Here is a 13,951-nt window from a genome sequence, read left to right as displayed (position 1 = left end):
GAGGCGCTTAAATGCGTGTTTGAATATCGGAATTGGTGAATTGTTTTGCTCGCTAATAAAGGGTATGATTCTCACATTGTTAGCAAGCTAATATAGATGGCGTCCGATATCGGCGGCAACAGCCGTCCTGACGCCGCACCAATCAAGGCTCTCGTGGGTCTTCCGCTCAGTATCGATGAGGGGGAGTGTCATGGGAGCCTTCATGTCGAGAGATGATACATGAACGCACATTCTCCGGGGACGGATTCGACACAGGAAATCCCGTTTCACGAGCAGATCAAGCCCTCGCTGGGGGGCCAGGTCGGCCGGGTCCATCGTCTCTGGCGCACCGCCATCACCAGCGCGGTGCGTAGCCTGGACATGACGGAATCGCGCTGGACGGTCATGGTCCATCTGGAAAAGCTCGGCGAGGGCTGTACCCAACAGATGCTGGCCAGCGAGCTGGGCATCGAGATGCCGTCGCTGACGCGCACCCTCAACCAGCTCGAGGCTCAGCAGCTGATTGCGCGCGTGCCGCACGAGACCGACAAGCGGGCGCGATGCCTGTGGTTCACCGAGCAAGGCCGCCAGTGCCTGACCCAGTTGACGGAGCGCATCGAGCGAGTGCGTGCCGAGCTGTACGTCGGCTTCGATGACGAAGCGCTCAATGCCTTCGCCCGCACTCTGCTCCAGTTTGAAGACAATGCCAGCGCCAGCATCGCGCGCTCCCAGGCCGAATATCAGCGGAGTCGTCAGGGGTGACATCCGATCAGCGCTTTCGGCGCTGGTCGCGGTCTGCAGCGCGATGCTGCTGATCTACCTGATGCATGCGCTGCTCAATCGTTTCGCGGCGACGCGTCTGATTCGCCCCGCCGCTTGAGGCAGTCGTCGCCGGTCGAGATTGTCGCCGCCCCGCGAGCGGCGGATCAGCGTGGCGCGTCGTAGCGCCCTGCGGTGCCGTGGGTGAACACCACCTGCCACAGCTGCAGCTGGCGGGCGCGGAAGGCGCCTGCGCAGGCGCCGAGATAGTACTCGAACATGCGCTTGTCGCGCGGTGAGTAGGTATCGGCCAGTTCATGCCAGTGCTGGTCGAGATTGGCGCGCCACGCCATCAATGTCGGGTCATAGTCGGCGCCGAAGTTGTGCCAGTCCTCCATCACCAGATGCGCTTCGCTGGCGCGTACCAGCTGGCTGGCGCTGGGCAGCACGCCATTGGGGAAGATATAGCGGTTGACCCAGGGGTCGGCCGAGATATCACTCTGGTTGGAGCCGATGGTATGCAGCACGAAGCGTCCGCCAGGGCGCAGCAGGTGGGCGGCATGGGCAAAGTAGGTGGCGTAGTTCTTGTGGCCGACGTGTTCGAACATGCCAATCGAGGCGATGGCATCAAAGCTGCCCACCGTGCGCCGGAAGTCTGGGTCGCGATAGTCCTTGAGCAGGATTTCCACCGGTAGCCCTGCGCAATGCTCACGCGCCAGCGCGGCCTGTTCGGCGGAGATGGTGATGCCGACGACCTCCACGCCGTAATGGCGCGCGGCGTAGGCGGCAAGGCTCCCCCAGCCACAGCCGATATCCAGCAGGCGCATGCCGGGCGCCAGCCCCAGCTTGCGACACACCAGATCCAGCTTGGCCTGTTGCGCCTTGCCCAGGTTCTCCGCGCTCACCGGCAGGTCTTTCCAGTAGCCGCAGCTGTAGCACAGGGTGTCATCCAGCATGCGCGTGAAGAGGTCATTGCCGAAGTCATAATGCACCTTGCCGACCACGCCGGCGCGGCGGCGACTCTGCAGATTGATCACTCCGGCCTGCAGTCGATAGGCGATGCGCTCGCTGGTGGTGTGGGCACGACTTCCCAGGCCATGCCGCAGCAGGCGACAGATCATCTCGTCGATCTGGTCGCAGTCCCACCAGCCTTCCATGTACGCCTCGCCCAGTCCCAGGCTGCCTTGCTGCAGCACCCGTCGGAAGAGGTCCGGATGGCGAACGCGAATGTCCCAGGGATCAGGCCCGTTGAGCCTGACGCCGGAACCTGCCAGCAGATGTTCGACGGTGCGTCGATGACGGGTGTCGGGGAGTGCAACGGGGGCCAGGCGTTGTTCGATGCTCATGGAAAAGCCTCCTTGACGGCGCGCGGGCGCAGAGAGTCCTGATGGGTTCGTCATGGCGTATGGCAGTGATCGGCAGTCCCCGGGCGATAGGGTTGTCGAACGTCTCGCATGGCAATGCGCGAGCTGCATTCAGCGAGGTTCATGTGGCGTGCCTCATGCAACCAGGCTCATGCAGGTTCAGCGTCCGAGTCGCCGCCCGGGCGGCGGGGGCTCTCTCTTCACCAGTTTCACATGGCGATCAGGGGCAGCGCTGGGACAGCTTTCGTCTCAGCATAGTCAAGAGTCGTCTAATGGGGCGGTGCAATAGACTGATTTCTGGGGCAACCGATGGTTGCGGCCTTGGAACTCAAGTGCCGCAGTGTCGGTTTCCCTTGGTTATCGCTTGGTGTCGGAACGCAAGAAAGCCGCCCCTGGGGGCGGCTTTCTGACGGATGCTGCGCTTTCGCTTTCGCGTTCGATCGCGCTGTCAGGTCACGCTACCTGACGGGGAACGCCTCAGCGGCAGCGCACGGTCCAGACGACCTTGTAGCCTTCGCCTTCATGGGTGGCGGCAGCCATTTCGGTGTCTTCATTGACGGTGCCACCTTCCAGCTGGTCATTGCCATCGGCGGCCTTGGCGGCGGCGTCGTGCGGCCCGAAGACGCGCGAGTCGAGCACATCGTACTTGTCGCGGTCCTGCTCTTCACACACCTCGAGCGCGCGTTCCTTGACCTGTGCGATGGCATCATCGCGGTCTTCATCGACGGCGCTGACTTCGTAGCGCGTGTCCTGCTTCTCGATCACGCTGGTGTTGCCGCAACCGGCGATGAAGGCGGAGCCGACGAGGGCCAGGGTCATGCAGGAATTGCGCAGGGCATTGGATGTCAGGGTCATGATCTCTCCTTGAAGTGTCTTTCAAAGCTGTCTTTCAGAGCTTTCGTTCAGAGCTGTCTTCCAGAGCCGCCGTAAGCGGGCTCGGGTCGCAATATCTGTCGTTAAGATGACGCTGACATCAGTACTGGGGGGTATGGGCGCGTGCTTCAAGTGTCGAGATGCATCGACGCTGGCTGTCGCCTGCCGCCAACAGCAGAGGCACGGGGGCACTGGCGCGTGGGCTTGCGGGCAACCGAAGTGACACTTTGGTCGTGAACTGTCTCATTTAGGCATGTCGATGCCTCATCTGGACAGCCAACCTGTGACAACTGACCTAGTCTGCATAAGCCCTACCGGTTGGACGCCACCGACCGGGGGCTGGTGGCCGGTGCAGGAAAAGTGACGGGCGGCGCAAGCCAGCTTGTCTGCCTGTCGCCGGCCACCTGCCAAACCCCATGCCAGCCAGGAGCACGTCATGTCAGCCAATGCCAATCGCGGAGTCGTATACCAGGGAGCGGGGAAGGTGAGTGTCGAATCACTGGACTATCCGACCCTGGCGCTGGGAAATCGCAAGTGTGAACACGGGGTCATTCTCAAGGTCGTCTCGACCAATATCTGCGGCAGTGATCAGCACATGGTGCGTGGCCGCACCACTGCGCCGCAGGGCCTGGTACTGGGTCACGAGATCACCGGTCTGGTCGTCGAGGCCGGGCGCGATGTGGAATTCATCAAGGTCGGTGACATCGTCTCGGTACCCTTCAACATTGCCTGCGGCCGCTGCCGCAACTGCAAGGAAGGCAAGACGGGGATCTGTCTGAACGTCAATCCGGCGCGTCCCGGCGCGGCCTACGGCTATGTCGACATGGGCGGCTGGACTGGCGGTCAGACAGATTACGTCATGGTGCCCTATGCCGACTTCAACCTGCTCAAGTTCCCGGATGCCGACCAGGCGATGGAGAAGATCCGTGACCTGACGCTGCTGTCCGATATCTTCCCCACCGGCTTCCACGGCTGTGTGACCGCGGGTGTCGGGCCGGGCTCCACTGTGTATATCGCGGGTGCCGGGCCGGTCGGGCTGGCGGCGGCCGTCTCCGCCCAGCTGCTGGGTGCGGCCTGTGTCATCGTCGGCGACATGATCCCCGAGCGTTTGCAGCAGGCCGAGAGCTTCGGCTGCGAGACCATCGATCTGCGTCAGGAAGGCTCGATGGAAGACAAGGTCGAGGTGATTCTCGGCGAGCGCGAAGTGGATTGCTTCGTCGATTGCGTCGGCTTCGAGGCGCATGGCTGTGGTTGTGATCACGGCCGCGAGCAGCCGGCCACGGTGCTCAACTCGGCGATGGCGCTGACGCGTGCCGGCGGCCAGATCGGTATTCCCGGGCTTTATGTCACCGAAGACCCGGGCGCCGAGGATGAGGCCGCCAAGGTCGGGGCGCTGTCGATGCGTTTCGGGCTGGGCTGGGCCAAGTCCCACTCGCTGCACACGGGTCAGTGCCCGGTGATGAAGTATCACCGCCCGCTGATGCAGGCGATCCTGTTCGGGCGCGTCAATATCGCCGATGCGGTCAATGTGCAGGTCATCAGTCTGGAAGAAGCGCCGCAGGGTTATGCGGACTTCGATGGCGGTGCTGCCAAGAAATTCGTCATCGACCCCCACGCCATGGTGCGCAACGGCCGTGCTGCCTGATGCCATCACGGCCTGAATCCCGCCCGTAGCGGAGTTCTGTCGCCACAGACGACGCCGCCACGCCCTCTGATCGGGTGTGGCGGCGTCGTCTTTTTTGAAGCGTGCCTGCCAGTCGGATGTTGCAGCCAGGCCCTTGTTGTCGAAGAGGCGCTGCGCTATACCGGTGGGCATATGAGGCCAGCGCGCTGCGTATGGTGCTCTCCGCTCTGATGTATCTGCACAGGAATGCCCATGTCCGCTTCAGCGTCCCCCATCGCCAATACCGCCAGCCTGATGCCGCAGCACGCCGATTTCTCCGACTGGCCCAACAGCCGCGACTGGCTGGCGCATCTGGTCAGCTTCAATACCGTGTCGCGCGAGTCGAATCTGGCGTTGATCCATTGCCTGCGCGACGCCCTGGAAGTGGTCGGCGTCAGTGCCGAGGTCATCCACAACGATGGCGGCGACAAGGCCAATCTGCTGGCGGTGATCGGGCCGGAGGTCGAGGGTGGTGTGGTGCTCTCCGGGCACACCGATGTGGTGCCGGTGGAGGGCCAGGCCTGGGACAGTGATCCCTTCACGCTGCGTGAGGACGAGGGTCGCCTTTACGGGCGCGGTTCCGCCGACATGAAGGGCTTCATCGCCTGCTGCATGGCGGCGGTGCCGGCGCTGGTGAATGCCCAGCGTGCGGGCACGCTGAAAAAGCCGGTGATTCTTGCCTTCTCCTATGACGAGGAGATCGGCTGTCTGGGGGCGCCGCGCATGATCGCGCGCCTGCGTGACCGCCTGCCGCGTCCGGCGGCGGTGCTGGTGGGCGAGCCGACCATGATGGCGATCGTCGATGCCCACAAGGGCATTACCGATCTGCGCACCACGGTGACCGGCAAGCCGTCGCATTCCAGCCTGGTCTATCAGGGGGTGAGTGCCATCCATCTGGCGGCGCGCATGGTGACCTTCATCGAGGACCGCATGCAGGCGCGCATCGACTGCGGCCATCTGGACGAGCGCTTCGATGTGCCCCACGCCAGCCTGCACGTCGGGCTTATCGAGGGCGGCACGGCGGTCAACATCACCGCCGGGGAGTGCATCTTCGACTGGGAGCTGCGTCATCTGCCGGGCGAGGATGTCGAGGCGATGCTGGCGGAGATCGATGCCCACGCCGAGCGTCTGGTCGCTCCCTATCGTGAGCGGGCGCCCGAAGTGGCGATTCGTAGCGAACGCACGGTGGAAACGGTGCCGTCACTCGGGCATGGCGATCGGGACCCGGCCATTCGCCTCTGCCAGCGTCTGCTGGGCGATGAGCGGGCCAGTGAGGCCGTGGCGTATACCACGGAGGCGGGTCAGTTCCAGAGCGAAGGCTGGCCGACGGTGGTCTGCGGGCCAGGCTCCATCGGGGTCGCGCATCAGGCCAACGAGTACATCGAACTCAGCCAGCTGGCGGCCTGTGATCGCTTCCTGGCCCAGCTGGTGCGTGAGCAACAGGGCGGCTGAGGCTCCTGTGTTGAGCCTGATGCACGACTGACACGCGCTCTCACAGCATGCCGGGGCGGGGCGTCTCCTGCTCCGGCATCGGGCGCAATACCGTGGCACATTCCCGCAGCAGGTGGTCGGTGAGCTTGTCCAGCGTGCTGCCACCGTGGCGCCAGTGATGCCAGTAAAGCGGCACATCCAGGGCATGATTCGGCGCGATATCCACCAGCTCACCACTGGCCAGCAGATGCGTCGCCTGCTGCTCGGGAATCATGCCGTAGCCCATGCCGCTCAAGGCCAGGCGCACGAAACCTTCCGACGACGGGCAGAGATGGTGGGGGAAGGGCTCATCGAAGCCCATGGTCGACAACAGCCGGTGCTGCAGGCGGTCATCACGGCCATAGACGATGGCGGGCATGTTGCGCAGGGTCTCGGCCGGCAGAAGGGGCGGGATGGGATGGCCTTTCTCTGCGATATGGCGCTGCACGAAGTCCGGGCTGGCCATCGCCCGATAACGCATGCTACCCAGCGGGTGGGAGCGCGCCCCCTGCACCGGGCGTGGCGTGGCACAGATGCAGCCCGCGACTTCTCCATCGCGCATGCGCCTGAGCGCCACTTCCTGATCCTCCACCAGCATGTCCAGCAACAGGTCACGCTCGCGACAGAAACTGCCGGTGACGGTCGGCCACCAGGTGGCCAGCGAATCGGCATTGATGGCGATGCGCAGCCGCTGCTCGCTCTCGCCGAGGGCGGGAATCTGGTCGAGCAGGTCATGCTCCAGCAGACGCACCTGCTGGACATGATTGAGCAGGCGCCGCCCGAGTGGCGTCGGCCCCAGCCGCGGTGTACGCACCAGTACCGGCTGCCCCAGCCGTGCCTCCAGCAGTTTTATGCGCTGCGAGACCGCTGACTGCGTCAGCCCCAGTGCTCGCGCCCCGCGTTCAAAGCCCGCCTGATCGATGACGGCTGCCAGCGCCTCCAGCAATTTATAGTCCAGCATCAGTATTCCTTATGATCCATTCCCTGAATCAATTTCCTTGATGGATTCATCCTAGCGTACTCTGCCTGCCTCAGCACTGACAGCCGTGGTATGCACCGTCAGTCACGGCAACGACACGACGAAAGGACAGGCGATATGTGGTGGTCATTCTTCAATGGGGCAGGGGTAGGCGCAGGCTTGATCATCGCCATCGGGGCGCAGAATGCCTTCGTGTTGGGACAGGGTCTCAAGCGTGAGCATCAATGGTGGGTGGCGGGGCTCTGCGCACTGTGCGATGGCGTGCTGATCATCGCCGGCGTGCTCGGGCTGGGGGCACTCATGCAGCAATCGCCGCTGTTGATGAGCATTGCCCGTTGGGGCGGGGTGGCGTTTCTGCTCTGGCAGGCACTCAAGGCGTTGGGGCGCATGCGCACTGGCGGCCAGCTGACGGCGAGCAACGCCCTCAAGGCCAATCTCGGCAAGGTGCTGGCGGCGACCTTGGCCGTCACGCTGCTCAATCCCCAGGTCTATCTGGATACGCTGGTGATGCTGGGCGCGATCGGCGCGCAGCAGCCGTCCCCGCAAAGCTTCATCGTCGGGGCGAGCCTGGCCTCCTTCGGCTGGTTCTTCGGCCTGGTGGCATGTGCCGGTTGGCTGGCGCCACGCCTGACCAGTCCGCGTGCCTGGCAGGTCATCGAAGCCTTCATCGCCACGATTCTGCTGTGGGTGGCCTGGCAGCTGGGCAGCGGTGCCTGGCTCTAGCGGCCAACGCAAGGCGGGCAAGAGGCAACAGCAGGCGTGACGCGCCGATAGGTGTAAAGAAAGCATGACGCAGTGTCAGGCGCTGGCGGCAGTGGGAGCGCCCCGAGGGGGCAGTGTCGAGATGGCCGTCAGTGCCATGGCAGGGTTTCGTTACATGTCTGGCGTGAGAAGAGGCCGGACACGGCACCCATGCAGGCGTAAGGCGCATGGGCAGGGCGGCAGGCAAGGCATAGATTTCCGATAACGGAATCGGGACACGACAGGTGTTGCGCGCCACGCGTTCGCCTGTCGTGAAGGATGTTGCCCGCCTTTTCTCTACCTTGCCTGCCCTGTCGGCAGCCTGACTCAGGAGCCCCCATGAACGCACCGGCGCGTATCGAACAGCACAATCCCATCGGCACGGACGGCTTCGAGTTCGTCGAATTCACGGCCCCGGATGCGGCCGGCATCGATGCCCTGCGCAAGTTGTTCAACCAGCTCGGATTTACCGAGACCCGTCGCCATCGCTCCAAGCAGGTGTTCCTGTTCCAGCAGCACGGCATCAATGTGGTGCTCAACGCCGAGCCGAACAGCCCGGCGGCGGAATTCGCGGCGATCCACGGCCCGAGTGCCTGTGCGATGGCCTGGCGCGTGGCGGATGCCGAGCAGGCGCATCGCTACGCCCTGGCGCACGGTGCGCGCAGCGTCGAGCACCCGGTCGGGCCGGGCGAGGTGGGCATCCCTGCGGTGCAAGGCATCGGCGGTTCGGTGCTGTACTTCGTGGACCATCACCGCGAGCGCTCGATCTACGATACCGACTTCGTCGCCATCGACGGCGCAATCGAGAATGCCAACAGTGTCGGCCTGCATACGCTGGATCACCTGACCCACAATGTCGGGCGTGGCCAGATGGATGTGTGGGCCGACTTCTATGCGCGTATCGCCAATTTCCGTGAGATCCGCTATTTCGATATCGAAGGCAAGATGACCGGGCTCTTCTCGCGCGCGATGACGGCACCGTGCGGCAAGATGCACATTCCCATCAACGAGTCAGCGGATGATGACTCCCAGATCGCGGAATTCATCCGCGAATACCATGGCGAGGGTATCCAGCATCTGGCGATGGCGACGGATGATATCCAAGCCACCGTCAAGGCGCTCAAGGCCAATGGCGTCACCTTCCTGACCACGCCGGCCACCTATTATGAGAAGGTCGATGCGCGGGTGCCCAACCACGAAGAGAATGTCGAGGACCTCAAGGCATTGAACCTGCTGGTCGATGGCGCGCCGGGGGAGGGCATTCTTTTGCAGATCTTCACCGAGACGGTGATCGGACCGATCTTCTTCGAGATCATCCAGCGCAAGGGCAACGATGGTTTCGGCGAGGGCAACTTCAAGGCGCTGTTCGAATCCATCGAGGAAGACCAGATCCGTCGCGGCATCATCGGCGCCGAGTGATTTCCCCAATCGGCACGCCGAGTGATTTCGCTAGCCGGCACGCCCTGATCACCGCGTGATCACGATGGCATCTTCAGCAACACGAAAGCCCCGCCGGTGATAGCCGACGGGGCTTTCGTGTTGCTGAAGTCTTGATTCAGGCAGTCAGGCTCAGGAGGTCGTCGGGACACGCTGGTGATCGATCACCTGACGCAGCACGAAGCTTGAATGCACGCCGGTCACCCCCTCGATCCGCGTGATCTGCTTGAGCAGCAGGTCGTGATAGTCATCCATGTCCTTGACCACCACCTTGAGCTGGTAATCGGCTTCCTGGCCGGTGATCAGCAGGCATTCCATCACCTGGGGCAGCGAGGCGATGGTGTCCTCGAAGTTGGTGAAGCGTTCCGGGGTGTGGCGGTCCATCGAGATATGCAGCAGCGCCATCAGACTGAGTCCCAGCTTGCGGGCATCTATCTGGGCGCGGTAGCCGGTGATCATGCCGCTTTCTTCCAGCGCACGGACACGGCGCAGGCAAGGCGACGGGGACAGGCCAATGCGCTCCGCGAGTTCCTGATTGCTGATGCGACCCGAGTGCTGAAGCTCGTCAAGAATGCGACGGTCGAAGCGGTCCAGTGTCGGGAGAGGAATATTCTGGCTCATTTTCGCAATCCATTAGCGGTGAAGATGTGAATGGTGAAATAATCTGCTTTTAAGATGGCGATGTCATGTGGTTTTCGCAATCGTCCGCCCTGATATGCGGCATATACTGTAATCACTGCTCAGCGATGAAGATGCCCGCTCGGGTCATGGCTGTCGCATGACACGACGCACGACACGAACGACAGACCTGAGCAGGATGAGCCACCGGCGCTGGCGACACGCCTCTTGCAACCGGTGAACGCGGAACGCAGTCGGCTTCTGATCGAAGCGAGGCTGCCGAAGGGGCTCTGGTGGTGATCCCACCGTCCTTCTCTCCGCGCTGGAGACCGTGATCCGGTCCCGGAGCTTGCGGCGGGCAGTGACGTTACGCTGCCCCCGACTTGCTTGCTTGCCCTGCTGACGGCAAGCTTTCGGATGCAAGGCCTTCACGCCTTCGTCATCTCACATTTACTCAGGCGCCCCGATTGGGACACTGTTGAGTGCGAAAGGTGCCATCGATCTCCCGTATCGGGCCTCGATTGCCGGTTTTTCGCACCCAGACCGCCAAGGACACGACCATGACTGCTGCATCCACGCCAAGTGCTGCCTTCGACCACACCAAATATCGCCCCGTGACCCCTGTCGCACTGACCGACCGCCAGTGGCCGTCGCGTACCGTGACCCAGGCGCCGCTATGGGCGAGTGTCGACCTGCGTGATGGCAATCAGGCGCTGCTCGAGCCGATGACGGTCGAGCAGAAGAAGCTGATGTGGAAGCTGCTGGTCAAGATCGGTCTCAAGGAGATCGAAGTCGGTTTCCCCTCCGCCAGTCAGCTCGATTTCGACTTCGTGCGCTGGTTGATCGAGGAAGACCAGGTCCCGGAAGGCGTCAGCATCCAGGTGCTGGTGCAGGCGCGTGAGCATCTGATCGCGCGTACCTTCGAGTCACTGGTCGGCGCGCGTGATGCCGTCGTTCACGTCTACAACTCCACCTCCACCGTGCAGCGTGAGCGGGTGTTCGAGATGGACCGTGACGGCATCAAGGCCATCGCCGTCGAGGGCGCACAGCTGGTCAAGGACTACGCCGAGCGCTATCCGGACACCAACTGGGTGTTCCAGTACTCGCCGGAGAGCTTCACCTCCACCGAGATGGATTACGCCGTCGAGGTGTGTGAGGCGGTGATGGATGTCTGGCAGCCGACGCCGGAAAAACGCTGCATCCTCAATCTGCCGGCCACGGTGGAAGTGGGCCCGGCCAATCACTTCGCCGATCAGGTCGAGTACTTCATCAAGCACCTGAGCCGTCGTGACTGCGCGATCATCTCGCTGCACACCCACAATGACCGCGGTGGCGCTGCTGCTGCCGCCGAACTTGGCCTGCTGGCCGGCGCTGACCGCATCGAAGGCACCCTGCTGGGCAACGGTGAGCGCACCGGCAACATGGACCTGATCACCCTGGCGATGAACCTCTACAGCCAGGGCATCGATCCGGAGCTGGATCTCTCCAACCCGGACGAGATCATCCAGGTCTACACCGAGTGCACCAATCTGCCGGTTCACCCGCGTCACCCGTGGGTCGGCGAGCTGGTCTACACCGCCTTCTCCGGCAGCCACCAGGACGCCATCCGCAAGTGCCTGAAGAAGCAGCAGCCTGACGAGCCGTGGCAGGTCGCCTATCTGCCCATCGACCCGCAGGATCTGGGCCGCGACTTCCAGGCGGTGATCCGCGTCAACAGTCAGTCCGGCAAGGGTGGCATGGCCTTCCTGCTCGAGCGCGATCACGGCATCAGCCTGCCGCGCTGGATGAGCCTCGAACTTGCGCCGCACGTGCAGAAGGCCAGCGAGCAGGTCAGTGGTGAGCTGTCCAGCGACCAGATTCGCGCGATTCTCGATGCCAGCTTCAAGCGTGAAGCGCCGCTGAGTCTCAAGGGCTATCGTCTGGATCGCGAAGGGGCTGAGCAGCTCACCGCGACGCTGGTCGATGACAAGGGCGAGCAGATCGCGCTGGCCGGTGAAGGCAACGGTGCCATCTCCGCCTTCATGGATGCCTGGCAGCGTCACACCGGTTCCACCGTCAGCGTGGTGGACTACGGTGAGCACGCCCTCGGCGAAGGCAGCGATGCCGTCGCGGTGGCCTTTGTGATGCTCAACCTGGATGGCAAGCGTGTCTGCGGCATGGCCGAGGATGGCGATACCGTGAGCGCGTCGCTCAAGGCCGTGCTGTCGGCGGTCAATCGCGGCCTGGAAAGCAGTGCACGCAGCGAAGCGGAACGTGCCGAGGAAGCCGGCCCGGTCGCTGTCTGACGACAACACGCCTCATGCGTGACTGATCAGGGGCTTTTTTGCCTCTCTCGAGACCCTCGCTTATCAGAGCGGGGGTCTTTGCGTTTCGCGGCAGGGCAGAAGTTGCCCGGCTGGCGCTCACGCCCGCCGTTGCTGGGCTGACGCGGGCAGGCTTGCGTGGAAAATACGTGTCATGCTCGCCAGGCCGCCATAGACTTTTGTCTGATGTTGACGGCTCAGTCAACATCCGGGCTTGCACCGGTGCCCACCCTGCGTATCATCGCTGCACCCGCATAATGATAACGATCTGGTGGCAGACCGGATTCGAGAACACAACAATTCCAAGCGGTGCAAAGGCAAACCTCCTGATTGAAGAGATAATGGATGCGTCCCCATCCCTGCTCTGATCGGGCATCGCCAGTGCACCTCTCGTTCAGGAGGTCCGCTAGAACAACCCACAACTACTCATCGGTATCGCATGATTCAACTTGATGCTATCACCACCCTGTTGCTGGCGGCGCTTGTCCTCGTCGTTGGCCATCTGATCGTCGAGCGCGTGCGCGTGCTGCGCGAATTCAATATCCCCGAGCCTGTGGTCGGCGGCCTCATCGCTACCATCATCGTCACCGGCCTGCGTGGCCTGGGTTACGAGTTCCAGTTCTTCGGCGGTCTCCAGACTCCTTTCATGTTGCTGTTCTTCGGCTCCGTCGGTCTCTCGGCAGACGTTCGCATGATTCGTGCCGGCGGCAGCAAGCTGGTGCTGTTCCTCGCGTTGGTCATCGGTCTGCTCATCCTGCAGAACCTGCTGGGTGTCGGTGTTGCCAGCCTGTTCGGTCTTGATCCGGTACTGGGTCTGCTCGGCGGTTCCATCACCATGTCCGGTGGCCACGGTACCGGCGCGGCATGGGCCAACGTCTTCGCCGACGAATATGGCATCAATGGCGCGATGGAAGTCGCGATGGCCTGTGCCACCTTCGGGCTGGTGTTCGGTTCCCTGATCGGTGGGCCGACGGCGCGTTTCCTGATCAATCGCATGAAGCGTGAAGGGCAGGACATCAACGCCCAGGTCAGCGATTCCGAATATGACGAGACGGAAGTCCAGCATCCGCTGAATACGTCCAATGCCCTGAAGACACTCTTCATGCTGCTGCTCGGGGTCGTCTGTGGCCAGCAGCTGCAGTCACTCACGTCTGGCACCGCCTTCTCGCTGCCGACCTTCGTGTGGGTGCTGTTCAGCTGTATCGTCATCGGCAACGTGGTGCGCGCCTTCGGCGACAAGCACCTCAATACCCACGCCGTGGATGTGCTGGGCAACATCAGCCTGTCCATCTTCCTGGCGCTGGCGCTGATGACGCTCAAGCTCTGGGATCTGGCCAATCTGGCACTGCCGATTCTGGCCATCCTGCTGGCACAGGTCGCGCTGGTGTTCCTCTACACCACCCAGGTCACCTTCCGCCTGATGGGCAAGAACTATGACGCTGCGGTACTGGTCGCGGGTAACTGTGGTTTCGGCATGGGCGCCACGCCGACGGCGATCGCCAACATGCAGGCGGTCACGCAGCACCACGGGCCGTCGCGTCTGGCCTTCATCATCGTGCCGGTGGTGGGTGGCTTCCTGATCGATATCGCCAACTCGCTGATCATCAAGGGCTTCCTCGGCTTCTTCTGAACATGACAGCAGGTCTCATGATGAGAAGTCGCAGAATCTGCCTGGCATGAACGACAACGCCGGACTCCATTGGAGTCCGGCGTTGTCGTTTCGGGGGGGCTGAGGCTTGCAGGTTGCGATGTCTCAGGCTTCAAG

Annotated in this window: 11 protein-coding genes; 7 read left to right on the top strand and 4 right to left on the bottom strand. The window is 62.8% G+C overall.

The features are described from left to right. Positions 1-219 precede the first annotated feature (219 nt). Complete coding sequence (locus AOG28_RS04425) at positions 220-741, top strand: MarR family winged helix-turn-helix transcriptional regulator (RefSeq protein WP_052384225.1); 522 nt, start codon at positions 220-222, stop codon at positions 739-741. A 164-nt stretch (positions 742-905) separates the two neighbouring features. Here AOG28_RS04425 and cfa read toward each other — a convergent pair whose 3' ends face one another. Both cfa and AOG28_RS04415 read right to left on the bottom strand, forming a co-directional pair. Further along, the gene (gene cfa, locus AOG28_RS04420; protein WP_054555479.1) at positions 906-2,084 is read right to left on the bottom strand and encodes a cyclopropane fatty acyl phospholipid synthase; all 1,179 of its coding nucleotides are present in this window, start codon (positions 2,082-2,084) and stop codon (positions 906-908) included. Between the two features lie 495 nt (positions 2,085-2,579). Next, positions 2,580-2,957, bottom strand: a complete 378-nt coding sequence (locus AOG28_RS04415; protein ID WP_054555478.1) for a hypothetical protein — start codon at positions 2,955-2,957, stop codon at positions 2,580-2,582. Positions 2,958-3,411: 454 nt separating this feature from the next. On the opposite strand from AOG28_RS04415, the gene fdhA reads away from it, so the two are divergent. Further along, the gene (fdhA, locus tag AOG28_RS04410; protein WP_054555477.1) at positions 3,412-4,620 is read left to right on the top strand and encodes a formaldehyde dehydrogenase, glutathione-independent; all 1,209 of its coding nucleotides are present in this window, start codon (positions 3,412-3,414) and stop codon (positions 4,618-4,620) included. Between the two features lie 231 nt (positions 4,621-4,851). Next, a complete protein-coding gene (gene argE, locus AOG28_RS04405) occupies positions 4,852-6,090 on the top strand; it encodes an acetylornithine deacetylase (protein WP_235506943.1) in 1,239 nt (412 codons plus the stop codon). 40 nt (positions 6,091-6,130) lie between these two features. On the opposite strand, the gene AOG28_RS04400 is transcribed toward argE, so the two are convergent. After that, on the bottom strand, positions 6,131-7,069 hold the full coding sequence (locus tag AOG28_RS04400; protein WP_054555476.1) for a LysR family transcriptional regulator ArgP: 939 nt from the start codon (positions 7,067-7,069) through the stop codon (positions 6,131-6,133). Between the two features lie 135 nt (positions 7,070-7,204). Between AOG28_RS04400 and AOG28_RS04395 the strand changes: the two genes are divergently transcribed. Together AOG28_RS04395 and hppD are read left to right on the top strand one after the other, a co-directional pair. After that, entirely contained in the window at positions 7,205-7,810 is a 606-nt protein-coding gene (locus AOG28_RS04395) for a LysE/ArgO family amino acid transporter (protein ID WP_043331275.1), read from the top strand. 357 nt (positions 7,811-8,167) lie between these two features. Further along, positions 8,168-9,247 (top strand): 4-hydroxyphenylpyruvate dioxygenase, encoded by a 1,080-nt coding sequence (hppD, locus tag AOG28_RS04390; RefSeq protein ID WP_054555475.1) that lies wholly within the window; start codon positions 8,168-8,170, stop codon positions 9,245-9,247. A gap of 150 nt (positions 9,248-9,397) precedes the next feature. Here hppD and AOG28_RS04385 read toward each other — a convergent pair whose 3' ends face one another. After that, positions 9,398-9,886, bottom strand: coding sequence for an Lrp/AsnC family transcriptional regulator (locus AOG28_RS04385; RefSeq protein ID WP_043331273.1), 489 nt, complete (start codon positions 9,884-9,886; stop codon positions 9,398-9,400). 557 nt (positions 9,887-10,443) lie between these two features. Between AOG28_RS04385 and AOG28_RS04380 the strand changes: the two genes are divergently transcribed. Both AOG28_RS04380 and gltS read left to right on the top strand, forming a co-directional pair. Further along, positions 10,444-12,168, top strand: a complete 1,725-nt coding sequence (locus tag AOG28_RS04380) for a 2-isopropylmalate synthase (protein ID WP_043331272.1) — start codon at positions 10,444-10,446, stop codon at positions 12,166-12,168. A 457-nt stretch (positions 12,169-12,625) separates the two neighbouring features. After that, on the top strand, positions 12,626-13,816 hold the full coding sequence (gene gltS / locus AOG28_RS04375; RefSeq protein WP_043331271.1) for a sodium/glutamate symporter: 1,191 nt from the start codon (positions 12,626-12,628) through the stop codon (positions 13,814-13,816). The last annotated feature ends 135 nt before the right edge of the window (positions 13,817-13,951 follow it).

Source organism: Cobetia sp. UCD-24C, from assembly GCF_001306765.1.
In the GTDB taxonomy this organism is placed as follows: Bacteria; Pseudomonadota; Gammaproteobacteria; order Pseudomonadales; family Halomonadaceae; genus Cobetia; species Cobetia amphilecti.
Note: the sequence above shows the minus strand (reverse complement) of the source record. Positions and strands in the feature narration are given on the sequence as shown.

Coding starts and splice junctions, on each gene's coding strand:
- AOG28_RS04425 (WP_052384225.1), top strand. CDS start 220: ATGAACGCACATTCTCCGGGGACGGATTCGACACAGGAAATCCCGTTT.
- cfa (WP_054555479.1), bottom strand. CDS start 2,084: ATGAGCATCGAACAACGCCTGGCCCCCGTTGCACTCCCCGACACCCGT.
- AOG28_RS04415 (WP_054555478.1), bottom strand. CDS start 2,957: ATGACCCTGACATCCAATGCCCTGCGCAATTCCTGCATGACCCTGGCC.
- fdhA (WP_054555477.1), top strand. CDS start 3,412: ATGTCAGCCAATGCCAATCGCGGAGTCGTATACCAGGGAGCGGGGAAG.
- argE (WP_235506943.1), top strand. CDS start 4,852: ATGTCCGCTTCAGCGTCCCCCATCGCCAATACCGCCAGCCTGATGCCG.
- AOG28_RS04400 (WP_054555476.1), bottom strand. CDS start 7,069: ATGCTGGACTATAAATTGCTGGAGGCGCTGGCAGCCGTCATCGATCAG.
- AOG28_RS04395 (WP_043331275.1), top strand. CDS start 7,205: ATGTGGTGGTCATTCTTCAATGGGGCAGGGGTAGGCGCAGGCTTGATC.
- hppD (WP_054555475.1), top strand. CDS start 8,168: ATGAACGCACCGGCGCGTATCGAACAGCACAATCCCATCGGCACGGAC.
- AOG28_RS04385 (WP_043331273.1), bottom strand. CDS start 9,886: ATGAGCCAGAATATTCCTCTCCCGACACTGGACCGCTTCGACCGTCGC.
- AOG28_RS04380 (WP_043331272.1), top strand. CDS start 10,444: ATGACTGCTGCATCCACGCCAAGTGCTGCCTTCGACCACACCAAATAT.
- gltS (WP_043331271.1), top strand. CDS start 12,626: ATGATTCAACTTGATGCTATCACCACCCTGTTGCTGGCGGCGCTTGTC.